We start from the raw sequence: 24,628 nt of genomic DNA on the forward strand, positions 1-24,628 counted from the left end.
TTCACTCCTCTTGCTCTGTGTCGTCGGCATGATGCAGCAGAACGACGGTTATATTATCGTCCCCACCGGCTTGAAGCGCCAAACTTACGAGCCTGTCCGCTTTGGCGTCCAGATCCAGCTCGTCCTCCTGAAGCGTCTGGCTTATTTGCTCCTCGCTGACCATAGTTGTCAAGCCATCGCTGCAGAGCAGGAGCAGATCATCCGGCGCCCATGGAATGCCTCTGACATCCACCTCTACCAGCTCATCCGTGCCCAGCGCTCTGGTGAGCACATTGCGCCGCGGATGGTTCACCGCTTCTTCAGCTGTAATCTGACCTGACTTCACCAACTCATTGACCAAAGTATGATCCTCTGTCAATTGGGACAATACCCCGTCTCTCCATTTGTACGCTCGACTATCGCCAATATGACCAATAACGCCATTCTCGGCTTGCAGCAGCGCTGCAACAACTGTAGTTCCCATATTATGATATTGCTTATTGCGCGAAGCCATGTCATAGACCGCTTCGTTAGCTTGCAGAATTGCTTGACGAATAAGAATCTTGCGTTCGTCCAGCGTCAGCGTCGATGGCGTTCCCTGCAGCGCTTCCCGAAACGTATCTACAGCAAGCTGGCTTGCCACATCGCCGGCTTGATGGCCTCCCATCCCGTCGGCGACGATAGCAACAACCAGATCTGTATCGGTCTGTTCTGTCCAGGCGCGATCCTCATTGACAAGCCGGATCCGCCCGATATCGCTTCGATAAGCCATTTTCATTATCAGATCACCCCGCGGTAGACTCCATATGTTTGGCACGTAGTTGTCCGCACGCTGCTGCGATATCATGACCTTGTTCTCTGCGGATCGTTGCATTAATCTTGTTGCGTTCAAGGATGCGGTGAAATTCGAAAATTTGTTCACGCGGTGTCCGAACATAATTGCGCTCCGGCACATGATTGACCGGGATGAGATTGACATGGCAGAGCATACCCTGCAGAACATCAGCCAGCTCCTGCGCATGCTCGCTTCCGTCATTAACACCGCCAATAAGCGCATACTCGAACGTAATCCGGCGGCCTGTCTTGGCAATGTACGCATGGCAAGCATCCATAACATCCTGGAACGGGTATCTCCGGTTAACCGGCATCAGCTTGGAACGCAGCACATCATTCGGGGCATGGATGGAGATCGCGAGATTAATCTGCGTATTCTCCTCTGCGAACTTGTACATGCTCGGCACAATGCCGCTCGTCGATACCGTGATATGGCGCTGCCCGATATTCAAGCCTTTCTCATGTATCATAATGCGCAGAAAAGCCATCGTAGCCTCATAGTTCTCGAATGGCTCGCCTGATCCCATAATGACAATGCTGGATACCCGTTCATTCGTTGCATCCAGCATCTGCTGTGCGGTGACGACCTGCGCCACAATCTCGCCCGAGGTCAGATTCCGCTTCAGGCCTCCAAGCGTTGATGCACAGAAGGTGCAGCCGATTCTGCAGCCAACCTGTGTCGTAACACAGATGCTGTTGCCATAGCTGTGACGCATAATAACGGTCTCAATCGCATGATTGTCATGCAGACCGAACAGAAACTTGACTGTACCGTCCTTGGATTCAAACTTCGTAATCTCTGAAAGCGTGACGAAGCTGAACTGCTCCTCCAGCTTCTGGCGCAGCGCCTTGGACAGATTCGTCATCTCCTCAAAGCTCTTGACGCGCTTCACATACAGCCAATCGAACAACTGCCCGCCGCGAAAGGCTGGCTCTCCATTCTCTTTCATCCAATCTTGAAGCTGCTCTAACGTATAGTCGTAGATGAATGGTTTCATCGTTTCACACCTGTTTCTATGTTAATGGAATTAGGGCGGCACACAAACCCGCCACCGCTTATTTTACCACAAACGCCCATGTCAGGCCACAGCACCGTCATGAGCGTTCGCTTCGATGTTGAATGAGGTTTACTTCACCCTTTTAAGCCGGGCGATATAGAAGCCGTCACTGCCGAAATGCTGGGGCAGCAACTGGACCGCTCCCTTGAAATGCTCCGCCGGGATAATGCCGGACGCGCGAAGAGGCGCCAGCACTTCCTCGGGCCAATGGGGATCAAGCTGGAAGTTCTCATTCTCCTTCAGAAACGCTTCGATCTGCCGTTCATTCTCATCCAGCTCGATCGTACACGTGCTATAGACAAGCCTTCCCTCCGGGCGCACCAGCTTGGCCGCTTCCCTAAGCAAACGCTTCTGAATCTTGGCGATCTCTTGAATATCCTCAGGGGTCTTCGTCCACTTGATCTCCGGCTTCCGGCGAATAACACCAAGGCCTGAGCAAGGAGCATCCAGCAGAACCAGATGGAAGGACTCCGCTCCATGCTGCTTCGCAAGCTCTCCCGCATCTCCGGTTGCCGCATGAACGGAACGCAGACCAAGGCGCTCTGCCCCATCTTCAATCAGCTTGCGCTTATGCGGATGGAGGTCATTCGCTACGACTCGGCCGGTATCATTCATAATCTCGGCCAAGTGAGTCGTCTTTCCTCCAGGCGCAGCACAGCAATCAATGACCGCCATGCCGGGCTCCGGCGCACACACTTCAGCGACAAGCATCGAGCTCTCATCCTGCAAAGTCCATAGTCCTTTGTTATATCCGTCCGTACTGGCCAGATTTCCGCCGCCCCGCACGACAATTCCGCAACTGGCCAGCGGAGAAGCTGACGCTTCAAAGCCTGCATCGGCAAGCATGCCCAGCGCTTTCTCGCGAGAAGCCAGCAATCTGTTCACTCTAATGCTGGCATGAGGAGCAGCATTGCTGGATGCGCAGATGGCCTCGGTCTCTGCTTCACCATAAGTCTCCATCCACCGTTCAACAAGCCAGTCCGGGTAGGAATGCTGGATTCCGATCCGCTGTACAGGCTCCTTCTCGTTGATGCCGCTCTTCATCTCCACGAGCTTCCGCTCCATATTGCGCAGTACGCCGTTCACCATGCCGGATATGCCTGCATGCCCTCTGCGCTTGGCAATTCCAACCGCTTCATTGACAGCGGCATGCGGGGGTATCCGATCCAGAAACAACAGCTGATAAGCGCTCATGCGCAGCAGTTGAAGCACCCAGGGAGCAAGCTTGTCCAATCCTTTGGACACAAGCGATGTCAAACGGTAATCCAGCGTACGCTGCCGCTGTATCGTTCCATAGACAAGCTCAGTCGCAAGAGCGGCATCCTGACGGGACAGCCCGGCCTCTTGAAGCGAGCGGTTTAGCTGCAAATTGCTGAACGCACGGGATTCCGCCACTTTAACCAGTGTATGCAGCGCGACTTCACGCGCAGTTGACTGCCTTGGACTTGGCTTCGGCGAGGGCTTGCCATCACCGCCGCCCTTGCGCTCGCCCCCTTGCCCGTTTCGGGCGCCGTGATGCCGTTTCGGTCCACTGGCATGTCCGCCGCCAGACCTTTCGCGCCCGCTCAAGCGTTGCCTCCGCCGAACTGTGTTCCGGCGGGCAGCTTCGCGCCCTTCAGAAATTCCGCTGCGGGCATCGCCTTCTTGCCGGCTGGCTGAATGGTCGTCAGCAGAAGCAGACCGTCTCCAGTGCCGACGAGAATGCCTTCTCCGGCAGCCTCAATAACTGTGCCCGGCTTTATCGCTGCGGCCTCCGCCTTGCGATCAATGACTTTACAGGCCCATATTTTGAATGGTTCTTCGTTCCACAGTGTGAATGCTCCAGCCATTGGCGACAAGCCTCTGACCTGATTGAATATAGACCGGGCAGAACCGCTCCAGTCGATTCTCTCATCCTCACGGGTCAAGTTTGGCGCGAAGGTTGCCGCAGCTTCATCCTGCGGGACAGCTTGCGCCGATCCGTCTTCTATAGAAGGCAGCGTGGACATCAACAGCTCCGCTCCTGCAATACTAAGCTTCTCAAACATCGTTCCCGATGTATCTTCATCTGCTATAGGCAGTGCAACCCGGCTTATCATATCGCCGGTATCCAGACCCTCTGCCATATACATGATCGTGACACCCGTCTCCTTCTCGCCGTTTACTATAGAGCGCTGAATCGGCGCTCCACCCCGATACCGGGGCAGCAGCGAGCCATGCACATTAATACAGCCAAGCCGCGGCACATCGAGAACCGCCTTGGGCAGAATCTGTCCATAAGCTGCCGTAACAATAAGATCCGGCTGCAGCTCTGCGATGAGCGACGCCGTCTCGGAGCCGCGAAGCCGCTCCGGCTGCTCTACCCGCAGTCCGCGCAGAAGCGCCGCTTCCTTGACTGGAGGCGGCGTCAGCGTCTTTTTGCGGCCCTTGGGCCGATCCGGCTGCGTAACAACCAGAACAATCTCATGTCCAGCTGACAATAGTGATTCCAATGAAGGAACGGCGAAGTCCGGCGTTCCCATGAATATTATTCTCATCCCGTCACTCTCCGCGCACACGCGGACGTGTCGAAGCGTCATAGATTGAATCCGCGATATCTGTGAACAATACGCCATTCAAATGATCCACTTCATGCTGGAACGCACGTGCCAAGAAGTCAGTCGCTTCCATCTCGAAGGGTGCGCCATTGCGGTCAAACCCTTTAATCTTGATGCGCTGCGCACGGCGCACATCGCCGTTCAGATCCGGAATGCTGAGACATCCCTCCGGCCCCAGCTGCTCGCCTTCCTGCTCCACTATTTCCGGATTGACCATTTCGATCAGTCCATGATCGTCCCCGACGTCAACCACGATGACCCTTTTGGATATCCCGATCTGAGGCGCGGCAAGTCCAACACCCTCCGCATCGTACATCGTTTCTGCCATATCTTGAAGCAATTTATGAAGATTCGCATTATATTTCGTTACCGTGATCGCCTTCTCGCGAAGAACAGAATCAGGATTTTTAACAATAAACTTAATAGCCAATGGTTTCCCTCCTAGACAAATGAATATGTGCTCTATCGTTTATAGAATAACTTGCGGATCTACATCCACGCTAATTTGGACAGGAGGCTGCCCTTGACGATCCGAAAGCATACGGATAGCATCTTGAAGAATTCCCGTTGCGTCAATGTTTCCACGATATTTTAACATACATTGAAAACGATAGCGATCTTTCATTCTCGGAATCGGCGAAGCAACAGGTCCCAGAATATCAATGAATCGCCCGTTCGCGCCCGCGGCAGATGCCAGCCCCATATCCGCCACTGCCTCTCGAAGCAGAGTCGCCAGCTTCTCTCCTGTCGCAATCAACAGCGGCAGCGCCTCATGAGACAAAGTAATCAGAATAAGCCTGCAATAGGGAGGATAGGACATCACCTGGCGGTGCTTCAGCTCATCAGCAACGAAGGACGCATAGTCGTGCTGCTGCGCAGCTGCAATAGCGTAATGTTCCGGATTATACGTCTGAATGATCACTTCACCCGCCAGCTCATGCCTCCCTGCTCTGCCCGCGACCTGCGTCAACAGCTGAAAGGTCTTCTCTGCTGCGCGAAAATCAGGCAAATGCAGTGACGTATCCGCGGCAATAACGCCCACCAATGTAACATATGGAAAGTCCAGCCCTTTGGCCACCATCTGCGTTCCCAGCAGCACATCCCCTTGCCGGTCGCCGAACATGGTCAGCCACTTCTCATGCGAGCCCTTCTCCGTTGTCGTATCCACATCCATGCGGATAACCCGGATTCCGGGAAACAGCTTGGACAGCTCTTCCTCTACCCGCTGCGTTCCTGTTCCAAAGAACCGGATATGCTCGCTTTCGCAGGATGGGCATTGGGTCGGAGCAAGCTCGGCATAACCGCAGTAATGGCAGCGGAGCGCCCGAGACTTCTGATGAAAGGTGAGCGAAATGTCGCAATGCGGGCAAAGCGCCGTATACCCGCAAGAGCGGCACATGACAAAAGTGGAATGCCCCCGTCTGTTAAGCAGCAGCACCGATTGCTGGCCTCTCTCAAGGCGCAATGCGAGTGCCTCGTGAAGCTCGCGGCTGAACATCGATCGATTGCCATTCTTGAGCTCGCTCCGCATATCAACAAGCTGCACCTTGGGCAGCGGACGCCCGCCGACTCGATTGGGCATAGGAAGCAGAGCAGGGGGCTTGCCCGATGCCGCCGGATGTCCGGAAGGAGAATTCGCCCCGGTTCGGGAGGCGGCGTCTGAACTCGTCGAACCTGCATCTTGGGCCAGCCTCTCCACGGCAACACCGCTTCTGGCGGCAGCGGCATAGCTCTCCAGCGAAGGGGTCGCCGAGCCGAGAACGACAACCGCTCCATGCTGCCTCGCCCGTCTGACCGCTACATCCCGCGCATGATATTTGGGGCTCTCCTCCTGCTTATAGGAGGATTCATGCTCTTCATCAATAATAATAAGCCCGAGCCGCTCAAAAGGAGCAAAGATCGCTGAGCGCGCGCCTACAGCAACCTGTGCGCGGCGTTCACGTATTTTACGCCATTCATCATACCGTTCTCCATTGGACAGCCTGCTGTGAAGTACAGCGACTGCATCTCCGAACCTTCCCTTGAACCTTTCAACCATTTGTGGTGTCAAGGCGATCTCCGGCACTAATACGATCGCTTGCCGCCCGTACTGGAGACAATGCTGGATGGACTGCAGATAGACTTCTGTTTTACCGCTGCCAGTTACGCCATGAAGCAGAAACACGCGGGAATCCCCAGAATCTATAGCGCTCGAAATCTCATCATAGACTGCTGTCTGCTCTTCTGTTAACGACATGGCGGTGGTCTGCTGGAAGGAGCGACCGGCATAAGGATCGCGATTGAACTCGGCCTCGCGTATCGTAATCAAGCCTTTGTCTGCCAAGGCTCTGACTGTGCTTGCAGTGGTCCCCGCCTCTTCCACTACGCGCTGCAGAGGAAGCGGCTCGTCCTGCTCGAGCATAAAGCGCAGCACCTCCCGCTGCTTCGCCGCTCTTGCTGGAAGCAGCACAAGCGCCTCGTGCGCGGCGGCAGGATCACTTGGCGGATAAACAGTCAATACTTTCCGGACAGCCAGACGGTCGCGTATCGATACCCTTTCCAGCAGCCGTCCATCGCTGATCGCAGCTTTGACAGCACTTGCCTCTGACGGGTATCGCTCCTGCAGTGCAGCCAGCTTGACCGTTCCGCCGCTCCGTCTTATGTAATCCACCCATTCATTCTCTTCCGAGAGCAGACTGGGCGCTTCACTCCATTCCTCCTCCGCAAGCGACACATACGTCTCCGCTTTCCCTTTAAGAGCGGCAGGGATCATCGCTTGCAAAGCTGTCGTGAGCGTGCAGCAGTATTTCTCGCTAATCCATTGCGCCAGTTCAATCAGATCCGGCGATAATGGCGGATTATGATCAAGCAGCTCCGAGATTGCCTTCAGCTTGGCCCGGTCAACATCGGCGAATTCAGCGAGTCCGATGACGAAGCCCTGCACAACACGCCCGCCAAACGGCACACCGACTCTGCTGCCAACCTCCACCCAGCCTGCGAGTTTATCCGGAACCTCGTAGTCGAAGGGCCGATCGGTTCCTCTGCTCGGCACATCAACAATAACCTTTGCGATCATCCGCGAGCCTCCTTGCCCCTCAATCGCTCCGTTATGAGCGACAGCAGACGATCGGCCACCTCGCTTTTGAGCAGCATCGGCCAGGCATCAATCCTGCCCTCTTCGCCGAAGATCTGCACAATGTTCGTATTCCCATTAAAACCGGCGCCCTCCTGCGATACGTCGTTGGCTACGACCAGATCGCAATTTTTGCGCTTCAGCTTATTCATTGCATAATGCTCGACTTGCTCTGTCTCAGCTGCAAAGCCAACTAGAAACTGGGCCGTCTTCCGCTCTCCGAGCGTCTGCAAAATATCCGTCGTCCGCTCCAGCTCAATGACTAGCCGCTCATCCGTTTTCTTCATCTTGCTGCCGGCTCTTGCTGCCGGACGGTAATCCGCCACTGCTGCCGCTTTAATAACAATATCCATATTGTCGAACCGGGCCAGCACTTCCTGCAGCATTTGCTCGGCAGACTCGACACGAATGACGTTCATTCCGGCAGGCGGATTTCCCTGTATCCGCGCAGCGATGACCGTAACTTCCGCACCGCGGTTCAGCGCAGCCTCTGCAATGGCAAAGCCCATTTTGCCTGAAGAATCATTGGTCAAATAACGAACGGGATCAAGCCTCTCAATCGTGCCGCCCGTTGTAATGAGTACCTTCTTGCCCTTCAAAGACTCGCTTTGCGAGAACCATTTGCCTACTGCAAGCGCAATCTCTTCAGGCTCGGCGAGCCTCCCCTTGCCCACGTAACCGCATGCAAGCTGGCCTGTTCCCGGCTCCACGAACCGGATTCCGCGCTCGGCCAGCAGCTCCATATTGCGCTCTACCGCAGGATGGGCATACATATGAACATTCATCGCAGGGGCAACAATGATTGGAGCAGTCGTCGCAAGCAATGTCGTGCTCAGCATGTCATCGGCCAGACCTGTCGCCATCTTGGCCAGCAGATTGGCCGTTGCGGGTGCGATTACGAACAGATCCGCGCTGTCAGCGAGATTGATGTGCGACACTACAGAGGGATCAAACTCATCGAATGTGTCGATATAGACCGGATTGCGCGATAGAGTCTGCAAGGTCAGTGGTGTTATAAACTTCGCTGCCGATTCCGTCATGATCACTTTGACATTGGCTCCTGCTTGAACAAGCTTGCTGCAGAGCGCCGCCGCTTTGTACGCTGCGATGCCGCCCGAAATGCCCAGCACGATCGTTTTCCCATGCATCATAAGTCACTAACCCCTCCCGTTCCCAATAACGAGTTACTACGCTGCCGCTTCGGCGCATCAAGCGACCGAATACAGACCTATAATTAAAAAAATAACAACCACAAGGGTTGTCATTGAGGAATTCATGTTAATCTTCTCTGTTTCCGCTTACTACAACCAATATATCATTGTAGATCTCTTCAAGAGCAACACCGACATATTTGTGTGACTTGGGTGCGTACAGTTCCGACTTGCTGCCGTCACGCAGCATTCGTGCACGTCGCGATGCGGCGACAACGAGTGAATATTTGCTATCCACTTTCTTAATCATTTCATCAATGGATGGGTATAACACGTCTATTCACCTCGCTCATGCTTTCTCTGAAGCTTCTACCTTCGCAGCCAGGCCGGCAAGAAACCGGTCCTTGCGGCAGCGTTCCGCAATAATGATACTTTGAATTCTATGACATGCAGCGTCAATTTCATCATTCACGACAGCATAATCGTAATAACGGATCAGATTCATCTCTTCGACAGCGACCGACATCCGATGGTCAATAATATCGGCAGCCTCTGTCCCGCGTCCTGTAATGCGCTCCTTCAGTTCCTCCAGAGATGGCGGCACTAGAAAGATGAACACTCCTTCAGGGAACTTCTCCTTCACCTTCAGAGCACCCTGCACTTCAATCTCAAGAATGATATCCTTGCCCGAATCAAGCGTACGCTCCACGAAATCACGCGGTGTGCCGTAATAATTGCCGACATATTCCGCATATTCCAGCAGCGCGTCACGGGCGATCATATCCTGAAACTGTTCTCGCGTTCTGAAAAAATAATTAATGCCGTCAATTTCGCCCTGACGCGGAGCCCGTGTCGTCGCCGATACGGAATAGATAAGATCATCCTGCTTCTGCCTCAGCACAGAACATACCGTTCCCTTGCCTACGCCTGATGGACCTGATAATACAAGTAACAATCCTCTGTTCATAATACTCCCCGTCACTATTCGTCGTGATCGTCATCCTTCGTCGACAAACGATGAGCAACCGTCTCAGGTTGTACCGCGGACAAGATAACGTGGTCGCTGTCTGTAATAATAACAGCGCGCGTGCGTCTACCGTACGTCGCATCAATGAGCATATGACGGTCACGAGCCTCTTGAATGATACGTTTAATTGGTGCAGATTCCGGGCTTACAATAGAAATAATGCGATTCGCAGATACGATATTTCCGAAGCCGATGTTTATTAATTTAATGGCCATGTCAGGCTCCCCCCGGTCTAATTCGTGTATACTAGAGCAGCTCAACACGAAGTATAAATGAACGCAAGAATGATGAAGTTATTCCATCTGCCAAATATAATGAAGGTAGCAGAACCATTGCACTATTCTTGACGAAAAAAGTCCGGAGCATACGTTCGGCCACGCTTCCGTCTCCACGCTGTCATTGCTGACAGCACCGGAATCAGCATGTCCGCAGGCGGTATGCCTTTGGCATGGCAAGTGCATCCATTGCTCTATTCTAATTCATTTTCATACTAGGAACAAGTGCTTGAGCTATTTTCTCCCTGTCTTGCTCCACACATATTCGGTCAATTGGGCCGTCATTTCATAGAACATAAATGGAGTGATCAGATAGATCCCGTTAAAATGCTCCAATGCGGTCTCCAGCAGTTCCTCGGCGATGCGGACTCCCTCGGCGCGTCCTGCTTCGCCCTCCAGTCCCTTCATTCGCTCGCGAACCTCGTCCGAAAGCTGGATACCCGGCACCTCATTGTGCAAATATTCGGCATTGCGACCGCTTGCTAGCGGCATAATTCCGATAAAGACCGGAACCGAAAGATGCTTGGTAGCTTCGGCGACCCTTTCTATCAGTCCTTTATCGTATACCGGCTGGGTCATTATATAATCAGCGCCAGATTCGATTTTGCGTTCCAGACGCGTGACGGCTTTGTCCAAATGTTTCACGTTAGGATTAAATGCCGCGCCAACGACAAATTTCGCCTTCTGCTTCAGCGGTTTGCCTGAGAATGCAACCCCGCTGTTCAGCTGCTTGATCATGCGAATCATCTCAAAAGAGGTCATGTCATACACAGAGCTCGAATCCGGCAGGTCTCCGAATCTCGCCGGATCGCCTGTGACAGCGAGAACATGATCGATACCAAGCGCATCCAGCCCCATCATATGGGATTGTGTGCCAATCTGGTTGCGGTCACGGCATGCGATGTGCACCAGCGGCCTAATTCCAACATGCTGCTGGACTAAGGAGGCCAGCGCAATATTGCTCATCCGCGTCACGGCAAGCGAGTTGTCTGCCATTGTGACGGCATCTGCATGAACCGCTTTAAGAGCGGCGGTTCCGGCCATAAATTTGCTAATGTCAAGATCGCGAGGCGGATCCAGCTCGACAATAACCGTATGGCGCTGCTTGACCAGCTCAACAATGGATGGTTCTTCTTCCTGCACCGGTGCTGCAACAGGCTCGGATTGCGGCTGCTCCTTGGATGAGATGACAACTACAGACGATTCCTGGGAACTCGCTGCATCTTGTCCCTGCACCGATTGAGGAACATAGCCATGCAAGGAAGCGGCTATAGCTGCAATATGCTCCGGTGTCGTTCCGCAGCAGCCGCCAATAATCCGCGCACCACGATCGGCGAATTTACGGGCGGACTCGGCAAAATATTCCGGTGATGCTGTAAACATATATTTGCCATCCACATAGTCGGGAATTCCCGCATTCGGGAAAACAGACAGAGGCAGCTTAATCTCGCCTTCGACGGAATCGATCGCCCGCAGAATGCCGTTCGGACCGCTGCGGCAGTTAAAGCCAACGACGTCAGCGCCTTCATCGCGCAGAAGCTCGAAGGCAGCTGCAAGGGGATGGCCATCCTGTGTGACGGCTTCCTTCTCTACAGCAAATTGGCAAATAACCGGCAAATTCGTCGCTTTGCGCGCAATCGAAAGTGCCAGCCGAATCTCTTCCAGATCATAGAATGTTTCAAGAATCAAGCCGTCAACACCAGCATCCACCAATGCATGAATCTGCTGCTGGAACGATCTTGTAAGCTCGGATGTGCGGATATTCCTCCGCTTGCCGGCTCTGATTGCGCCTACTGCACCTACGACGTAAGCGTCGTCCCCGGCTCCCGCTCTGGCAAGCAGCACACCTGCCCGGATAATGGCTTCTACATCAGTATCCAGACCATATTTGTTCAAGCTTTCCCGGTTGGCCGAGAATGTATTGGTTTCAATAACCCGTGCGCCCGCTTCATAATACCGGCGATGAACATCCTGAATCAGCTCCGGCCGCAGCAGGTTGAATTCTTCGTATGAAACGCCGACAGGGAACCCCATCTGATACAGATAGGTTCCCATTGCGCCGTCCCCGGTTAAGATACGCGCACCAAGCGCTTCCCGTAAATCCGGTTTCATCATTTAATCTCCTTCTTATGCCTGCCTTATATCGCTCCTCGGAATACGATTGATGCAGGTCCGGTCATATATACGTGATTATCCGCTGCATTCCATTCAATATTAAGGTCGCCGCCCTTTAATGAGACAACTGCCGTCCGATCCGTATATCCGTTCAAGACGGAGGCCACAAGTGTCGCACAGGCGCCTGTGCCGCATGCAAGCGTCGGCCCCGCACCACGCTCCCAAACTCTCATATCGGCATAATCGCGTGATTTCACAGTAACGAATTCCACGTTGATTTTGCGCGGGAACAGGGGATGAACTTCAAGCTTGGGACCCCATTGCGCAAGATCAAAGCCAACCGCATCGTCTACATAAATAACACAGTGCGGATTGCCCATTGAGACAGCTGTGAAGAGGAACTCGCGTCCATCGACTTCAATAGACTGGTTGATTACCGGATTGGCATCGATCGTTGTCGGCACCTTCAAGCCATCGAGAATCGGCTCTCCCATGTCAACGCGAACCGTCTCCACTACACCATTCACAACATTCAGCTGCACCTGCTGCACGCCTGCGCCAAGTGTCTCAATTGTGATCTCTTTCTTATCTGTCAAGCCATTGTCAAATACATATTTGGCAACGCATCGGATAGCATTGCCGCATTGCTCCGCTTCCGATCCGTCCGAGTTCATAATGCGCATGCGGAAATCTGCAGTCGAGGAGGGCAAAATATAGACTAAGCCGTCAGCTCCGATCCCAAAGTACCGGTTGCATAATTGCAAGGCCAGCTCCGAGGCATTATCCGGCAAGCTGCTCTCACCTTCGATGACGATGAAATCATTGCCTAGTCCGTGCATTTTCGTGAAATTCATTAACTTGCACTCCTTCTCCCACAACAGTCTATACTATTGCTCTCAATTTTTCTATAGCATATCGCAAAGAATGTGGAAAGGCTATTCATAATTTGACGCATTTTTTGTACTATGATCCCCCTAAATCCCCCTTGGAAAGGGGGACCCCAAGGGCTCCGCCCTCTGGACACCCGATCGCTGCAGCAACGCTGCTTTGTTCGGCGCACCCGCCCTCTCTTTCCTCTACTCCCCCGCTTTGTCCTGGACCTATCCCCCTAAATCCCCCTTGGAAAGGGGGACCCCAAGGGCTTCGCCCTCTGGACACCCGATCGCCTGCAGCAACACCGCTTTGTTCGGCGCACCCGTGCACCTCTTCTTCCTCTCCCCGCTTTGTCCTACGGACACGCTCTACCTTCCGCTCTCCTGCATGTGCTTCGCACGAACGATCTACTAACGTTGGTGTCCCTGAGATGCTTGGATGCTAATGATGCGGTTTGAGACTGCTTCTTTACTTTCTTTGGGGGGAATAAGCTCTATATTTAGATGAACGAGTGAAAGAACAACTAAGCGGAGCAGGGGGAATGATTCTGGAGAAGCGCCAGCGCTCGCCTTTGTTCCCGGAATTCCACCATATACTACCTCAATTCAAGAATTCCGGGAACAACAGCGATCGTAAGAACATTCCCCCGGCGCAGCGGTCTGTTTGTTCATTTCAATAAGTTCAATCTATATGGATGTGTTGATCCATTACTTTGCAGAGGATCCGGAACATGGTGTCGATTTGTTCTCGGGTTACGATGAGCGGTGGTATGAGCCGGATTGTATAGGGATTAGGCGAGTTGATGAGCAGTCCCTCCTCCATGCACGCATTCACCAGCTCTCTGCCAATCGGCTGCGCCAAATCAAATGCCAGCAGCAGCCCTTTGCCAGCGATGCGCTGGATTCCATACTTTTCTCTTATCTCGCGCAAGCGGGCCAGGATGTAATTCCCCTGCTCCGCTGCATTGGCCGCCAGGTTCTTGCGGATAATTTCGCTTACGACCGCTTGGCCAACTGCCATCGCAAGCGGCTGCCCGGAATATGTACCACCCTGATCTCCCGCTTCGAACAGGTCGTACTTTGCTTTGGTCAATACTGCGGACAGCGGGAATCCTCCCCCGATTCCCTTGCCCAATGTCATGATATCCGCCTCGATGCCGTAATGCTCGTAGGCGAACATTTTGCCCGTGCGTCCAAGTCCTGTCTGTATTTCATCTATTATTAGCAGAATCCCCTTCTCATCGCACAGCTTCCGCAGTTCGGTCACGTAATCCATCTCTGCAAGATGAACGCCCCCCTCGCCTTGGATGAGTTCCAGCATGATAGCGCATGTATTCGCATGGACAGCTTGTTTAGCTGCTTCTATGTCGTTGTAGGGGACTTGTATGAATCCAGGCACTTTGGGCTCGTACAGATGCTCCCATTGTTCCTTTCCTGTGGCAGACATTGTGGCAAGGGTGCGCCCATGAAACCCGTTTCTGGTCGTTATAATTTCGTAGGCCCCTCCCAAATTTCGGGAACCGTGCTTTCTTGCCAGCTTGATCGCGCCCTCATTCGCCTCGGCTCCGCTGCTGGCAAAGAATACTTTGTCGAAGGTGCTAATATCCGTCAACAGCTTGGCAAACGCAATCATAGGCTTGTTATAAAATGCAGGGCTCGCATTAACTAGTGTGCCCGCCTGCTCCTCTAATGCTCTCTTAATAACATCCGGCGAATGCCCCAAACAGACGACTGCCCAGCCTCCGACAAAATCCAAATATGACTTGCCCTCCGTATCCTGCAAGTATAGCCCTTCCCCGCGTTCCATAACGACCTCCGGACGCTTGGTCGTGAACAATACATGCCGCTCTGCTGCCGCAAGCAGCTGCCCGGTTTCCATGCCTGCCTCTCCCCATCCTTCCATTATCTCTGCCCCTTTTCCCCGCATATTTTCAGGATCATGAATTATTATACGGATAAATGTATTTTTATTCAATGTGAAATTGCTGCCTAACTGGAATCCGTCCTCTTCAAGTCCTATAATAAAGGGGTTGAAGAGCGCAACCTGCACTTGCTCGTTAAGTAGAATACAGCTTGTTTCTCTTTCGGCTTATAATCATTTATAAGGAGTGTTGACAGGATGGAACTGCAGAATAGAACAGCGATTATTACAGGAGCTGGCAAAGGAATCGGGAAGGCTGCTGCTATCGCCTTAGCCAAGGAAGGGGTACATCTCGGTATCATTGCCAGAAACAGCTCTGATCTGGAATCCCTCCAATCGCTGCTCACGTCTACATATGGCATTAAGGTTTATTGCGCTCCGGCAGACATTGCAGATAAAGAAGCTGCAGATGGGGCGATTCAGTCTTTGGCAGAACAGCTTGGCTCTATTGATATTCTGATTAACAATGCAGGCATCGCCCAGTTCGGCACGCTGCTGGATATGGACCCTGTACAGTGGAACAATATTATTCAAACGAATCTGATGGGCACCTACTACGTAACCCGCGCGGCATTGCCAACCATGCTGAAGCAAAGCAGCGGTACCATCCTTAATATTGCATCTACTGCAGGGGAGCGCGGCTTCGCAACAGGCTCGGCTTATTGCGCCTCCAAGTTCGCGGTCATCGGGCTAACGGAAGCACTGATGCAGGAGGTTCGCAAATCCAACATTCGTGTCACTGCTCTCACGCCGAGTACGGTGAACACGGAGCTAGCTGTTAACAATGGACTAAGCATCGGCGACGAGGATCGCATGATGCAGCCGGAAGATGTTGCGGAGCTGATTCTGGCCACCATCAAGCTTCCACAGCGCGTGTTCATCAAGACCGCTGGCATTTGGACGACCAACCCGCAATAAGCAGCCTGGGATACCTCACAACATGATTGAGAAGGAGCTGACTTTCTAATGACGGAAAAAGATGTTCGCATTTCAGTTCTGGATCTTGCTCCAATACTGCTCGGCGGAACTCCGGCAGATTCCTTCCGGAATTCGCTCGATCTCGCGCGTCATGCCGAGAAGCTAGGTTATTACCGCTATTGGCTCGCAGAGCATCACAATATGCCGGGCATCGCCAGCTCGGCAACATCGCTTGTGATCAGCCATATTGCTGCAGGCACAAGTACAATTCGGGTAGGCTCCGGCGGTATTATGCTGCCCAACCATGCCCCATTAGTTATTGCCGAGCAGTTCGGAACGCTGGAATCGCTATATCCGGGACGGATCGATCTGGGGCTTGGAAGAGCGCCCGGCTCGGATCAGCCCGCTGCCCGCGCGCTGCGGCGCAGTCTCGGCACCGGCGGACAGGATTTCCCGGAGCTGCTGCAGGAGCTGCGCGCTTATCTGTCCACAGACTCCGATGCAAGGCCAATGGGCGTTCGGGCTGTCCCTGGCGAAGGTATGGACATTCCGGTCTGGCTGCTCGGTTCAAGCGATTTCAGCGCCCGGCTGGCTGGCCAGCTAGGGCTGCCGTTCGCTTTTGCCAGCCACTTTGCGCCGGATTATTTGCTGCCCGCCTTGGAGCTGTATCGAAGCAGCTTCCGTCCTTCTGAAGCGCTGAACGAGCCTTATGTAATGGTGGGCCTCAATATCGTTGCCGCCGATACGGAGGAGGAGGGCCTCAGACTCGCGACTTCCCAGGAGCAGCAATTTCTGAATCTTATCCGCGGCCGTACCGGCCCGTTGAATCCTCCTGTGGAGAGTATGGAATCTCTATGGTCCCCGCAGGAGAAAGCGCTGATTCGCAAGCAGCTCAGCTATTCCATCGCTGGCGATAAAGCCGCGATACAAAAGAAGCTCCCGATCATTCTTGAGGAGACGCAGGCCGATGAAATTATAATTACTGCGCAAATCTATGATCATGAGGCCCGCAAGCGATCCTATCAGTTGGTGGCTGAAGCCGTTCATAACTCGCAAAAATAGCGATACAGGAGGTTTGACTGTGATCTGGAAGTTGGTGTCACTTTTTTCAAAGTGTCCCTCTTTCAGATCACAGCCCACTATCCTGTACCGCTATTATTTTTATCGACGGGTTGATGCCTCTATAGCCATTTCAAGCCATTTGAGACACCCTTTCCCCTGATCCTATTCCTGTTATGAACGCCAGAATCCGCTATATTTGTGATGTGGATGTGAATGCCGGTTCTAGATGACACGACGGGCTGTCACGAAGGTCTTGTCCCATGTGCTGCCAGAGAATTTCGAGATTGTTACTCCAATTCCGACCCGATAGGTGTGAAGCGTTCTGTCATTCCCCATGTAGATGCCTACATGATTAATAACTCCATCGCGGTTCGTATCCGAGAAGATCAGATCACCGGGCTTCAGCTGGCTTTTGGATACTCTGACCCCTACCTTGGCTTGTGCTTTGGAAGAGCGAGGGATCGTGATGCCGTTCCGCTTAAATACGTATTGGGTAAAAGAGGAGCAGTCGAATGCGGATGTTCTTCCCGCTTGTGCTCCGAACAAATAACGAACGCCCAGATATTGTTTGCCTGTCGCAATAACTCTATCCGCTTTGGAAGCGCTCACAGTTGCAGCATGGGCAGAATGAGGCGTGACAATAACGCTCCCGGTAAAAGCTACTGTAAGACTAAGCGTGATACCTGCTATTGTTGTCATGATTTTTTTCTTATTCATGTTGAAATTGCTCCTCTCAGCATTGGATGATTGCGGCTTGTTTCTGTAAACACCTTAACACAGAAAACATTCCCACAATGTACCTCTGAAGCAGCAATGCCAGAGCATGACAGGATTATTAGCGCTTTATTAGAAAACGATGAGAGTTCTCTTCTGGACATGGTTCGAATTTTATGCTTTTCACATCAAAGGCAAGCCCGCTCCGGCTCTCTGCTGCCTCTGCATAAAGCAGGGCGGCAGGGTCCGGCTCGCAGGCTTGCCCCTTCAGCAATACTATTTTTTATTGATTCTTCCGATCAATGCTACATCTACAATCAACGGCTCGACGACCCGCTTCGCATCCTCAGCGCGGCTTCTTACTCTTTGGATACGCGTCATAAGATCAAGCTGAACGAATTGAACACGCGTCTTGTTGCGCTCAATCAGTACACGGTCGATAGCCGATTCAACGGTCATTCCGTTTAGTTTGTCGATTATATTCTTTGTATGATCACGGGTATCGCGTTCAATGTCTCTACCCTGCTCGGCGCAATGTGTAATGGCATTGAGCGCTGTCTGGACGAGCTCCTGATACGCATCCAGCATCTCATCATATTCTTTGGCTGCTGCCGGATCCTCCGCAATCTCCAGTATAATGACGGGATTCCGCATCCCTTCGAGGGGATCCATGGGGAGCTCCGCTATTGCTGCAAGCACTTCCTCTGTCTGCCGGATATAATCATCCAGATTGATCGTTATATCTTCGATCTCCTTGTCGATCGGCTCCATATTGACAACCGAGGTCAGCACGATGCCCAAATACTTGATATGGGTTTTGTGATAATCCAGAAACTTGTTCACGACCGGCACCTTGACCAGCTTCTTCAGCAGCTTGAATACAAGATTCAAGGTCCACTTGATTTTGTTTTTGTCATAGGCCGCTTTCGCTCGGTTCTTCAAGGACTTGCCGTTCAGCACTTTATCTTCATTCTTCTTGATGGCATCCATCGTATTCGAACCCCCTTAGGCTAACGAGCCTCCGCTTGGTTCTGTCCGGTTGTTCCACTTCCCTGCTCGCTCTTCTCCACAACTTGAGGCTGCGGATTGAGGATTTTGTAGATTTCGGCGGCTTCCCCATCCTTGGAGGTCATAATTTGCAGCGCTAACCGCTTCATCGCAATTTCAGTCTCCAGCAGCTCATTGCGCAGCTCCTTCTCCCTCACGGATTCCACCTGGAGATTGCGGGAATAATCATCAAGCGCTTCGCCTTGGCCCAGCAAAGCCTCAACTACAATGCCGTCTGTCCGAAGCACATGACGGCTGGCCGACAGAATAATGCCTGGAACTTCAAGCGTCGTTCCACTCGCCTCATCGCTGTACGTCGACGTATAATCCTTCTTGATCCGCAAATAATTAGAGAGCGGGATAATGGTGCCTTCTCTGTTCTTGAACGGCTCTTCCTCAACGAATGCATGATGGCGGTCCTGATAATCGAAGACGTTCATCAGTTGATTGAGGATGGCATTGCGGACCTCGATTCTTTTATCCGGTACGATCACCTCGCTGATCAGCGCATCAAGCTGCGGCAGCGTAACTTCGCGGTATACCTTCTTCTCCTCGCCGTTCACCATATCAATTGTAAAATAACCGACGCGCACATCAACAAGATGGAGCAGCGTAATGTACTCCTGGTTCATCTGGCGGAAGACGAAGTTCAGCGTACGGCTGACGTTGATATTCTCTATTTCACGTACGATGGTTACTTCCTCTGTGCTCGTCTTCTTCTCTTCATAGGTGGTGTTGATCTGAACATCCCGTCTTGCCGAAGCCTTCGCAACATGCTTCTGTGTATTGTTCACGACATTCTTGGCAAATTGCTCACGCGCCGCATTCGTCCCGCCGCTTGTGCTCGCACTGATCGAGGCGCTGCCCCATCCCCAGCTCACGCCTGCTTCGCCTTCGATTTTGTACTCATTGCTTTCACTGTAATTTTTCTGATCCGCCTGCTCGCGGGCAATCGAATTCTCGAACTCATCGGAGATGTCATCCGTCACTGAATCCAGAATCGTCGCTGCACTCTTGGCCGTCACTTCATTCTGATTGTAGGAGCGAATGCTGATCTTGCTCTTCTCGCCAGGCAGGAGGGAGAAGGTTTTGATTGTGCGTCCCGCTCCATAGTTCGCCAGATAGGAGGACATGCGATAGGATTCCACCAGGATAAGGCGCTTCAATCTGGAATTGACTTCCGGCATAATATTCACGTTAATACCGATCGTCGTCTCCGAAACATTGTTGGATTTATCGATAGCGCGCGCTGTTATCGAATGTACATTCGTCGAATTAACGGTGAACGTCGCTTTCCATACCGACCAATCGCCCGTCGCCTTCTCGGCAGCACGTATAAATACCGGATTCTCACTGATCGATACCTCTACGCGGTCGATCCCGCCAGCGTCCTCTGCCGTTCCGAATACTTCAATGACCGCTCCCTGAGAGAAGGTTCCAGCAAAAGTCGCTCCGTTAAGCGGTGCCGTAATCCCGATCTTAGGCGGCTGGCCATCGACATATACAGTCACGCTATGAGTGCCGACATTGTTGGCCGCATCATAAGCGCGGACTGCAATCGTATGATTGCCCGCCGGCATGGAGATCTGCCGCTTCCAGTTCGCGAATCCATTCGTTGTCTCGGCCATCTCGGGAGTACCCCCATCGACGATCACCTCAACTCTTGCTACGCCGCGATTATCCGAGGCTGTGCCTTCGACCGTAATGACAGCGGCCGGACCGCCTTTCGTATTCAGCAGCTCGCCTGCTACAGGCGATGAGATTCTCACTGTCGGCACGACTGTATCGGGCGCCTGAGCCAGCGAGATCAGGACCGTTATTTTGCTGGAGGCGGTAATCATATTGCCGGAGTGGGTCGCTTTGGCAGTGATAGCTATCGAGCCTGTCGTTGATACTACAGTTGACAGTACCCATGTGCCGTCCGGGGACAGCGTTGCAGCCTGGAACGCACCGGAACCAATCTGAACCTCAACCTTTTTGACACTTCCTAATCCCGATGTGATCGACGCGCGGCCACGAATTTCCAGAGGCGCTCCAGTATGCGGGCCGGTTACCGTTCCTCCTGCAGCCGGAGAAGTAATGTTCACCGACACGACGATAGGATCAGGCAAAGGGTCTGGATCTGGAAGCGGATCGATATCATCTCTTGGCCGCATTCCGATAATGCCTCCATCGTCGTCCATCATTCTCATCGATGAAACGAAACTGTTCCTGCCTGTCTCAGAGAACTCGGATGGCGCTGCTGCAAATACGGATTCCTCTCCCCGTTCAGCGTTCAGGAATGAATAGGATAATGCTCCCGTCATTGTACGATGAATATTCAGCTTCTGCCCTTCATCGGTTTTGCGCTGCACTTCCTCCTCTGCCAGATTAGCGAGCCGGGAAGTCAGTCTCTCGCCCGATTGCTGCGCCGCTCTCAGCACCTCTACAGGCGACGCTTCGGGTGCGCTGCTCTTCATTGAGGGGGATGCTTGCAGGCTAGCGGATTTCTGCCCTGCTGTTTTCGTTGGAAGAAAGTAACCGTCATGCAGCTGCAGATCGATAAAATTCCTTCCGTTGTACGCGGTCGGCTCTGGCACATTGTAGCTCAGTACCGGCGCAACGCCTCCCGGCTGAAGTTTTATCATCGGCTCTTGCCCGTTATTATTCATTTCTTCTCCACTTGCTGAACGCTCTGTCATCAAGGTCAACTCCATTTCATAGTCTCTTATTCAGCTGATGCCCTCGCCCTGAGCGCATCCTGACTTCTTTATTTTCCATGAAATTCCGTCATATCTGCCAGTGACCGGCGTCATCCGAACAGTCATCGATTTTAGTCAGCGATCATATAGGTCTTATTGCTTATTTTTGGCTCATTTCCACAATTGGTGCTTGACTCGCCGGACACCACCTTAAGTGCGTAAAAAGGAAAAATCCGCTTTCAGCGACTGAAAGCAAGCCAACTGCATGCTATAACACGGAACGGTCTGCTTACAGAATCAGACAGGCCCCGTTCCCCTCCATCTTATGAGCTGTAAAAAGGATGTTGGCAGTGTGAATACACCGCAAGAAAGCCTGGCAGTCATCTTCACCGCCAAGCTTTCTTCATGTTTCTGGCAAACGCCCAGCATCCCGGTCTGTGACTGCTGTCCCGGCATGCGGCTGCTGTCCTCCTTAACGGGCCATTGTGCCGGAGCGGCTAAGCGGCCAATTGGATTTCTTCTTGTTCGTTCCGCCAAGCACGCTGCCAACGCCCATCAGGAAGGTCGGAATACCCGCAGCGACAATGACGAGGCACCATTCACGAAGTCCGAGCGGCACAGTCTTGAAGATCGGCTGCAGAAAATCGATATAGAGAACGCCCAGCATGAGCAGCAGTGACGACAGTACGGCTAATACCAAATACTTGTTCTGCAATATATTACGGTGAAAAATCGACCTTGAGCTCCGGCAGTCGAACACATGGATCAGCTGCGCCATGACAAGCGTGGCGAAGGCAACGGTTTGTGCTTCTATCAGATTCGTAGGACTATCCGGAGATTGAATGAGCGTAATCCAGAATGCGCCCAGCGTACAGACGCCGATCAATATTCCACGGCTAATAATCTTCCACCCGAGACGGCGCGAGAAAATGCTCTCCTTCGCGGAGCGCGGCCTCTGCTGCATCAGATCCTTCTCCGCCTGATCTACACCGAGTGCCATAGCCGGCAGACCATCTGTAACGAGATTCACCCACAGAATTTGAATCGGCACGAGCGGCAGCGGCAGACCGGCTATCATAGCGAAGAACATCGTCAAGATTTCACCAACATTCGAAGCGAGAAGATAACGGATAAACTTGCGGATATTCTCATAGATGCCCCGTCCTTCCTCAATAGCTGCGACGATGGTAGCGAAATTGTCATCGCTAAGAACGAGTGCGGACGCCTCCTTCGTCACATCCGTACCTGTAATGCCCATCGCGATCCCGATATCAGCGGCTTTAATCGCCGGCGCATCATTAACACCATCGCCGGTCATAGCGACAACATGACCCCTTCGCTGCAGCGCTTTAACGATACGCAGCTTATGCTCGGGCGATACACGCGCGTAGACATAAGTCCCGTCAACATGCCGATCCAGCTCTTCGTCGCTCATCGAGCTGAGCTGCAGGCCGCTTAATGAATGCCCGCCGCGGGGCATAATGCCAAGCTGGCCTGCAATAGCCTCAGCCGTTAATTGATGATCACCGGTGATCATCACAGTCTTAATGCCGGCTTTGCGGCAGGTCGTAATCGCCTCACGCGCTTCACGGCGCGGTGGATCGATCATGCCCGTCAAGCCAACGAAGACCAGCCCATTCTCCACTTCGCCCTCATGCTCACAGGCATCGTTCGGGCGCAGATCGCGATATGCCATGCCAAGCACTCTCAGCGCTGACTGCGCCATTCGCTCGCCCGCTGCCACTACCTTTGCTTTCAGCGTTGAGGTGAACGGCACAACCTTCCCATCCCACAGAATATAGCTGCACTGCTCCATCAGCATATCGGGCGCACCCTTCGTGCAGACAAGCCGCCCCCCTTGATGGGAGACAAGAACGGACATCCGTTTGCGCTCCGAATCAAAGGGAAACTCCTTCACTCTTGCATACAAGCCGTCCAGTGACTTGGATGTGACTCCGAGCTTGGCGGCAAGAACAGTAAGCGCGCCCTCTGTCGGATCGCCCTTTAACACCCATTCCACATGGGCTGCATTGTCCTTATCCTTCTTGCGCCTGGGATCCCCTTCAACCTCTACCTTCGCGAATGTCGCATTGTTGCAGAGGGCAGCGATCTGAAGCAAGCGGCGCAGCGGCAGATCATTCTTGATATCAACGGCTGCCCCGCTTTCCAATAGCGTTCCCGTCGGCTCATAGCCCTCGCCCGTGACATCCATCTGGCGTCCGCTTACCCATACATTTGTTACCGTCATTTTATTCTGAGTCAGCGTGCCTGTTTTGTCCGAGCAGATGACGGACGCGCAGCCCAATGTCTCTACTGACGGGAGCTTGCGCACAATCGCTCTTCGTTTAATCATCCGCTGTACCCCGAGCGCCAGCGCAATGGTGACAATTGCGGGCAGTCCCTCCGGAATGGCGGCAACGGCAAGGCTGACGCCTGCCAGGAACATGTCATAGGCAGGATGGCCGTGCAGAATGCCAGCCAGAACGACCACAATAGTTAGTACAAGCGCCACAACAATAAGAATTTTCCCAAGCTGCTCCAGCCTGTGCTGCAGCGGCGTTTCCATCGACTCGGTCTGCTGGATCAGATCGGCAATCTTGCCCATCTCCGTTCCCATGCCGGTGCGGATAACGATTCCTTTGGCCGAGCCTCTTGTGACCATCGTTCCCATGAAGCCGATATTTTTCAGATCGCCGAGCGGCAGTTCCGCCTCGGTGATCGGCATGCAATGCTTGCCCACAGGAACTGACTCCCCGGTCAGCGCAGACTCCTCGCAATAACAGCTGTTCGCCTCTATAAGCCGCAGGTCGGCCGGTATGCGGTCACCACTCTCCAATACGACAATGTCTCCGATGACAAGATCAGTTGCAGGGAGAGCATCGACCTCGCCGCTTCGCAGCACCTTCGCTACAGGAGCAGATAATGCCTTCAACGCTCGAAGCGAGCGCTCCGCCCGGAATTCCTGTACGAAACCCAGAATTGCATTCAATACAATGATGGCTACAATCGTAATCGCGTCCAAATATTCGCCAAGCAAGCCAGAAATAAGCGTTGCGCCCATCAGCACCAGAACCATAAAATCCTTGAATTGGCCCAGGAAGAGAGCGATAGGCGATGTCTTCTCGCCTTCCGACAGCTCATTGCGTCCATTCTGCTGCAGCCGCTCCGTCGCCTCACTCTGTGACAGCCCCGTCTCTAATGAAGCACTGAGCGTCTGCGCCAGATCATCCGTCCCCATTTGATGCCACATCCGTTGTTCCATGCCCCGTCTCCTTCCGTTACTTGC

19 protein-coding genes are annotated in these 24,628 nt (G+C 53.0%); 2 read left to right on the top strand and 17 right to left on the bottom strand.

Features of this window, described 5'->3' with window-relative positions:
- Position 1 precedes the first annotated feature (1 nt).
- The 13 genes from K0T92_RS05345 to K0T92_RS05405 form a co-directional block, all read right to left on the bottom strand.
- Positions 2 to 757, bottom strand: coding sequence for a Stp1/IreP family PP2C-type Ser/Thr phosphatase (locus K0T92_RS05345; RefSeq protein ID WP_219871399.1), 756 nt, complete (start codon positions 755 to 757; stop codon positions 2 to 4).
- 7 nt (positions 758 to 764) lie between these two features.
- Positions 765 to 1,811: a dual-specificity RNA methyltransferase RlmN gene (gene rlmN, locus K0T92_RS05350; protein ID WP_219871400.1), complete on the bottom strand. Its 1,047-nt coding sequence runs from the start codon at positions 1,809 to 1,811 to the stop codon at positions 765 to 767.
- Between the two features lie 129 nt (positions 1,812 to 1,940).
- Entirely contained in the window at positions 1,941 to 3,440 is a 1,500-nt protein-coding gene (rsmB, locus tag K0T92_RS05355; protein WP_219871401.1) for a 16S rRNA (cytosine(967)-C(5))-methyltransferase RsmB, read from the bottom strand.
- A complete protein-coding gene (gene fmt, locus K0T92_RS05360; RefSeq protein ID WP_219871402.1) occupies positions 3,437 to 4,387 on the bottom strand; it encodes a methionyl-tRNA formyltransferase in 951 nt (316 codons plus the stop codon). The genes rsmB and fmt overlap by 4 nt, the downstream gene beginning before the upstream one ends.
- Positions 4,388 to 4,391: 4 nt before the next feature.
- Positions 4,392 to 4,877 (bottom strand): peptide deformylase, encoded by a 486-nt coding sequence (def, locus tag K0T92_RS05365; RefSeq protein WP_219871403.1) that lies wholly within the window; start codon positions 4,875 to 4,877, stop codon positions 4,392 to 4,394.
- A 39-nt stretch (positions 4,878 to 4,916) separates the two neighbouring features.
- A complete protein-coding gene (gene priA / locus K0T92_RS05370; RefSeq protein WP_219871404.1) occupies positions 4,917 to 7,502 on the bottom strand; it encodes a primosomal protein N' in 2,586 nt (861 codons plus the stop codon).
- Positions 7,499 to 8,710, bottom strand: a complete 1,212-nt coding sequence (gene coaBC, locus K0T92_RS05375; protein ID WP_219871405.1) for a bifunctional phosphopantothenoylcysteine decarboxylase/phosphopantothenate--cysteine ligase CoaBC — start codon at positions 8,708 to 8,710, stop codon at positions 7,499 to 7,501. The genes priA and coaBC overlap by 4 nt, the downstream gene beginning before the upstream one ends.
- A gap of 127 nt (positions 8,711 to 8,837) precedes the next feature.
- Entirely contained in the window at positions 8,838 to 9,044 is a 207-nt protein-coding gene (gene rpoZ, locus K0T92_RS05380) for a DNA-directed RNA polymerase subunit omega (RefSeq protein ID WP_219871406.1), read from the bottom strand.
- Positions 9,045 to 9,059: 15 nt separating this feature from the next.
- A complete protein-coding gene (gene gmk / locus K0T92_RS05385) occupies positions 9,060 to 9,677 on the bottom strand; it encodes a guanylate kinase (RefSeq protein WP_219871407.1) in 618 nt (205 codons plus the stop codon).
- Between the two features lie 14 nt (positions 9,678 to 9,691).
- The gene (gene remA, locus K0T92_RS05390; protein WP_020615370.1) at positions 9,692 to 9,952 is read right to left on the bottom strand and encodes an extracellular matrix/biofilm regulator RemA; all 261 of its coding nucleotides are present in this window, start codon (positions 9,950 to 9,952) and stop codon (positions 9,692 to 9,694) included.
- A gap of 294 nt (positions 9,953 to 10,246) precedes the next feature.
- On the bottom strand, positions 10,247 to 12,124 hold the full coding sequence (locus K0T92_RS05395) for a bifunctional homocysteine S-methyltransferase/methylenetetrahydrofolate reductase (RefSeq protein ID WP_219871571.1): 1,878 nt from the start codon (positions 12,122 to 12,124) through the stop codon (positions 10,247 to 10,249).
- A 26-nt stretch (positions 12,125 to 12,150) separates the two neighbouring features.
- Positions 12,151 to 12,981 carry a diaminopimelate epimerase gene (dapF, locus tag K0T92_RS05400; RefSeq protein WP_219871408.1) on the bottom strand — a complete coding sequence of 277 codons (831 nt, stop codon included), beginning with the start codon at positions 12,979 to 12,981 and terminating at the stop codon, positions 12,151 to 12,153.
- Positions 12,982 to 13,681: 700 nt separating this feature from the next.
- Positions 13,682 to 14,902 carry an aspartate aminotransferase family protein gene (locus K0T92_RS05405; protein ID WP_246627897.1) on the bottom strand — a complete coding sequence of 407 codons (1,221 nt, stop codon included), beginning with the start codon at positions 14,900 to 14,902 and terminating at the stop codon, positions 13,682 to 13,684.
- A gap of 216 nt (positions 14,903 to 15,118) precedes the next feature.
- Between K0T92_RS05405 and K0T92_RS05410 the strand changes: the two genes are divergently transcribed.
- Positions 15,119 to 15,838 (top strand): 3-ketoacyl-ACP reductase, encoded by a 720-nt coding sequence (locus K0T92_RS05410; protein WP_219871410.1) that lies wholly within the window; start codon positions 15,119 to 15,121, stop codon positions 15,836 to 15,838.
- Positions 15,839 to 15,886: 48 nt separating this feature from the next.
- Entirely contained in the window at positions 15,887 to 16,900 is a 1,014-nt protein-coding gene (locus tag K0T92_RS05415; protein WP_219871411.1) for an LLM class flavin-dependent oxidoreductase, read from the top strand.
- Positions 16,901 to 17,122: 222 nt separating this feature from the next.
- On the opposite strand, the gene K0T92_RS05420 is transcribed toward K0T92_RS05415, so the two are convergent.
- The 4 genes from K0T92_RS05420 to K0T92_RS05435 form a co-directional block, all read right to left on the bottom strand.
- Positions 17,123 to 17,617 (bottom strand): C40 family peptidase, encoded by a 495-nt coding sequence (locus tag K0T92_RS05420; protein ID WP_219871412.1) that lies wholly within the window; start codon positions 17,615 to 17,617, stop codon positions 17,123 to 17,125.
- Positions 17,618 to 17,890: 273 nt separating this feature from the next.
- Complete coding sequence (locus tag K0T92_RS05425; protein ID WP_219871413.1) at positions 17,891 to 18,604, bottom strand: hypothetical protein; 714 nt, start codon at positions 18,602 to 18,604, stop codon at positions 17,891 to 17,893.
- 20 nt (positions 18,605 to 18,624) lie between these two features.
- The gene (locus tag K0T92_RS05430) at positions 18,625 to 21,342 is read right to left on the bottom strand and encodes an Ig-like domain-containing protein (protein WP_219871414.1); all 2,718 of its coding nucleotides are present in this window, start codon (positions 21,340 to 21,342) and stop codon (positions 18,625 to 18,627) included.
- Between the two features lie 472 nt (positions 21,343 to 21,814).
- Positions 21,815 to 24,604, bottom strand: a complete 2,790-nt coding sequence (locus tag K0T92_RS05435) for a calcium-translocating P-type ATPase, SERCA-type (RefSeq protein WP_219871415.1) — start codon at positions 24,602 to 24,604, stop codon at positions 21,815 to 21,817.
- Positions 24,605 to 24,628 lie beyond the last annotated feature (24 nt).

This window comes from Paenibacillus oenotherae (assembly GCF_019443105.1).
Lineage (GTDB): Bacteria > Bacillota > Bacilli > Paenibacillales > Paenibacillaceae > Paenibacillus_Z > Paenibacillus_Z oenotherae.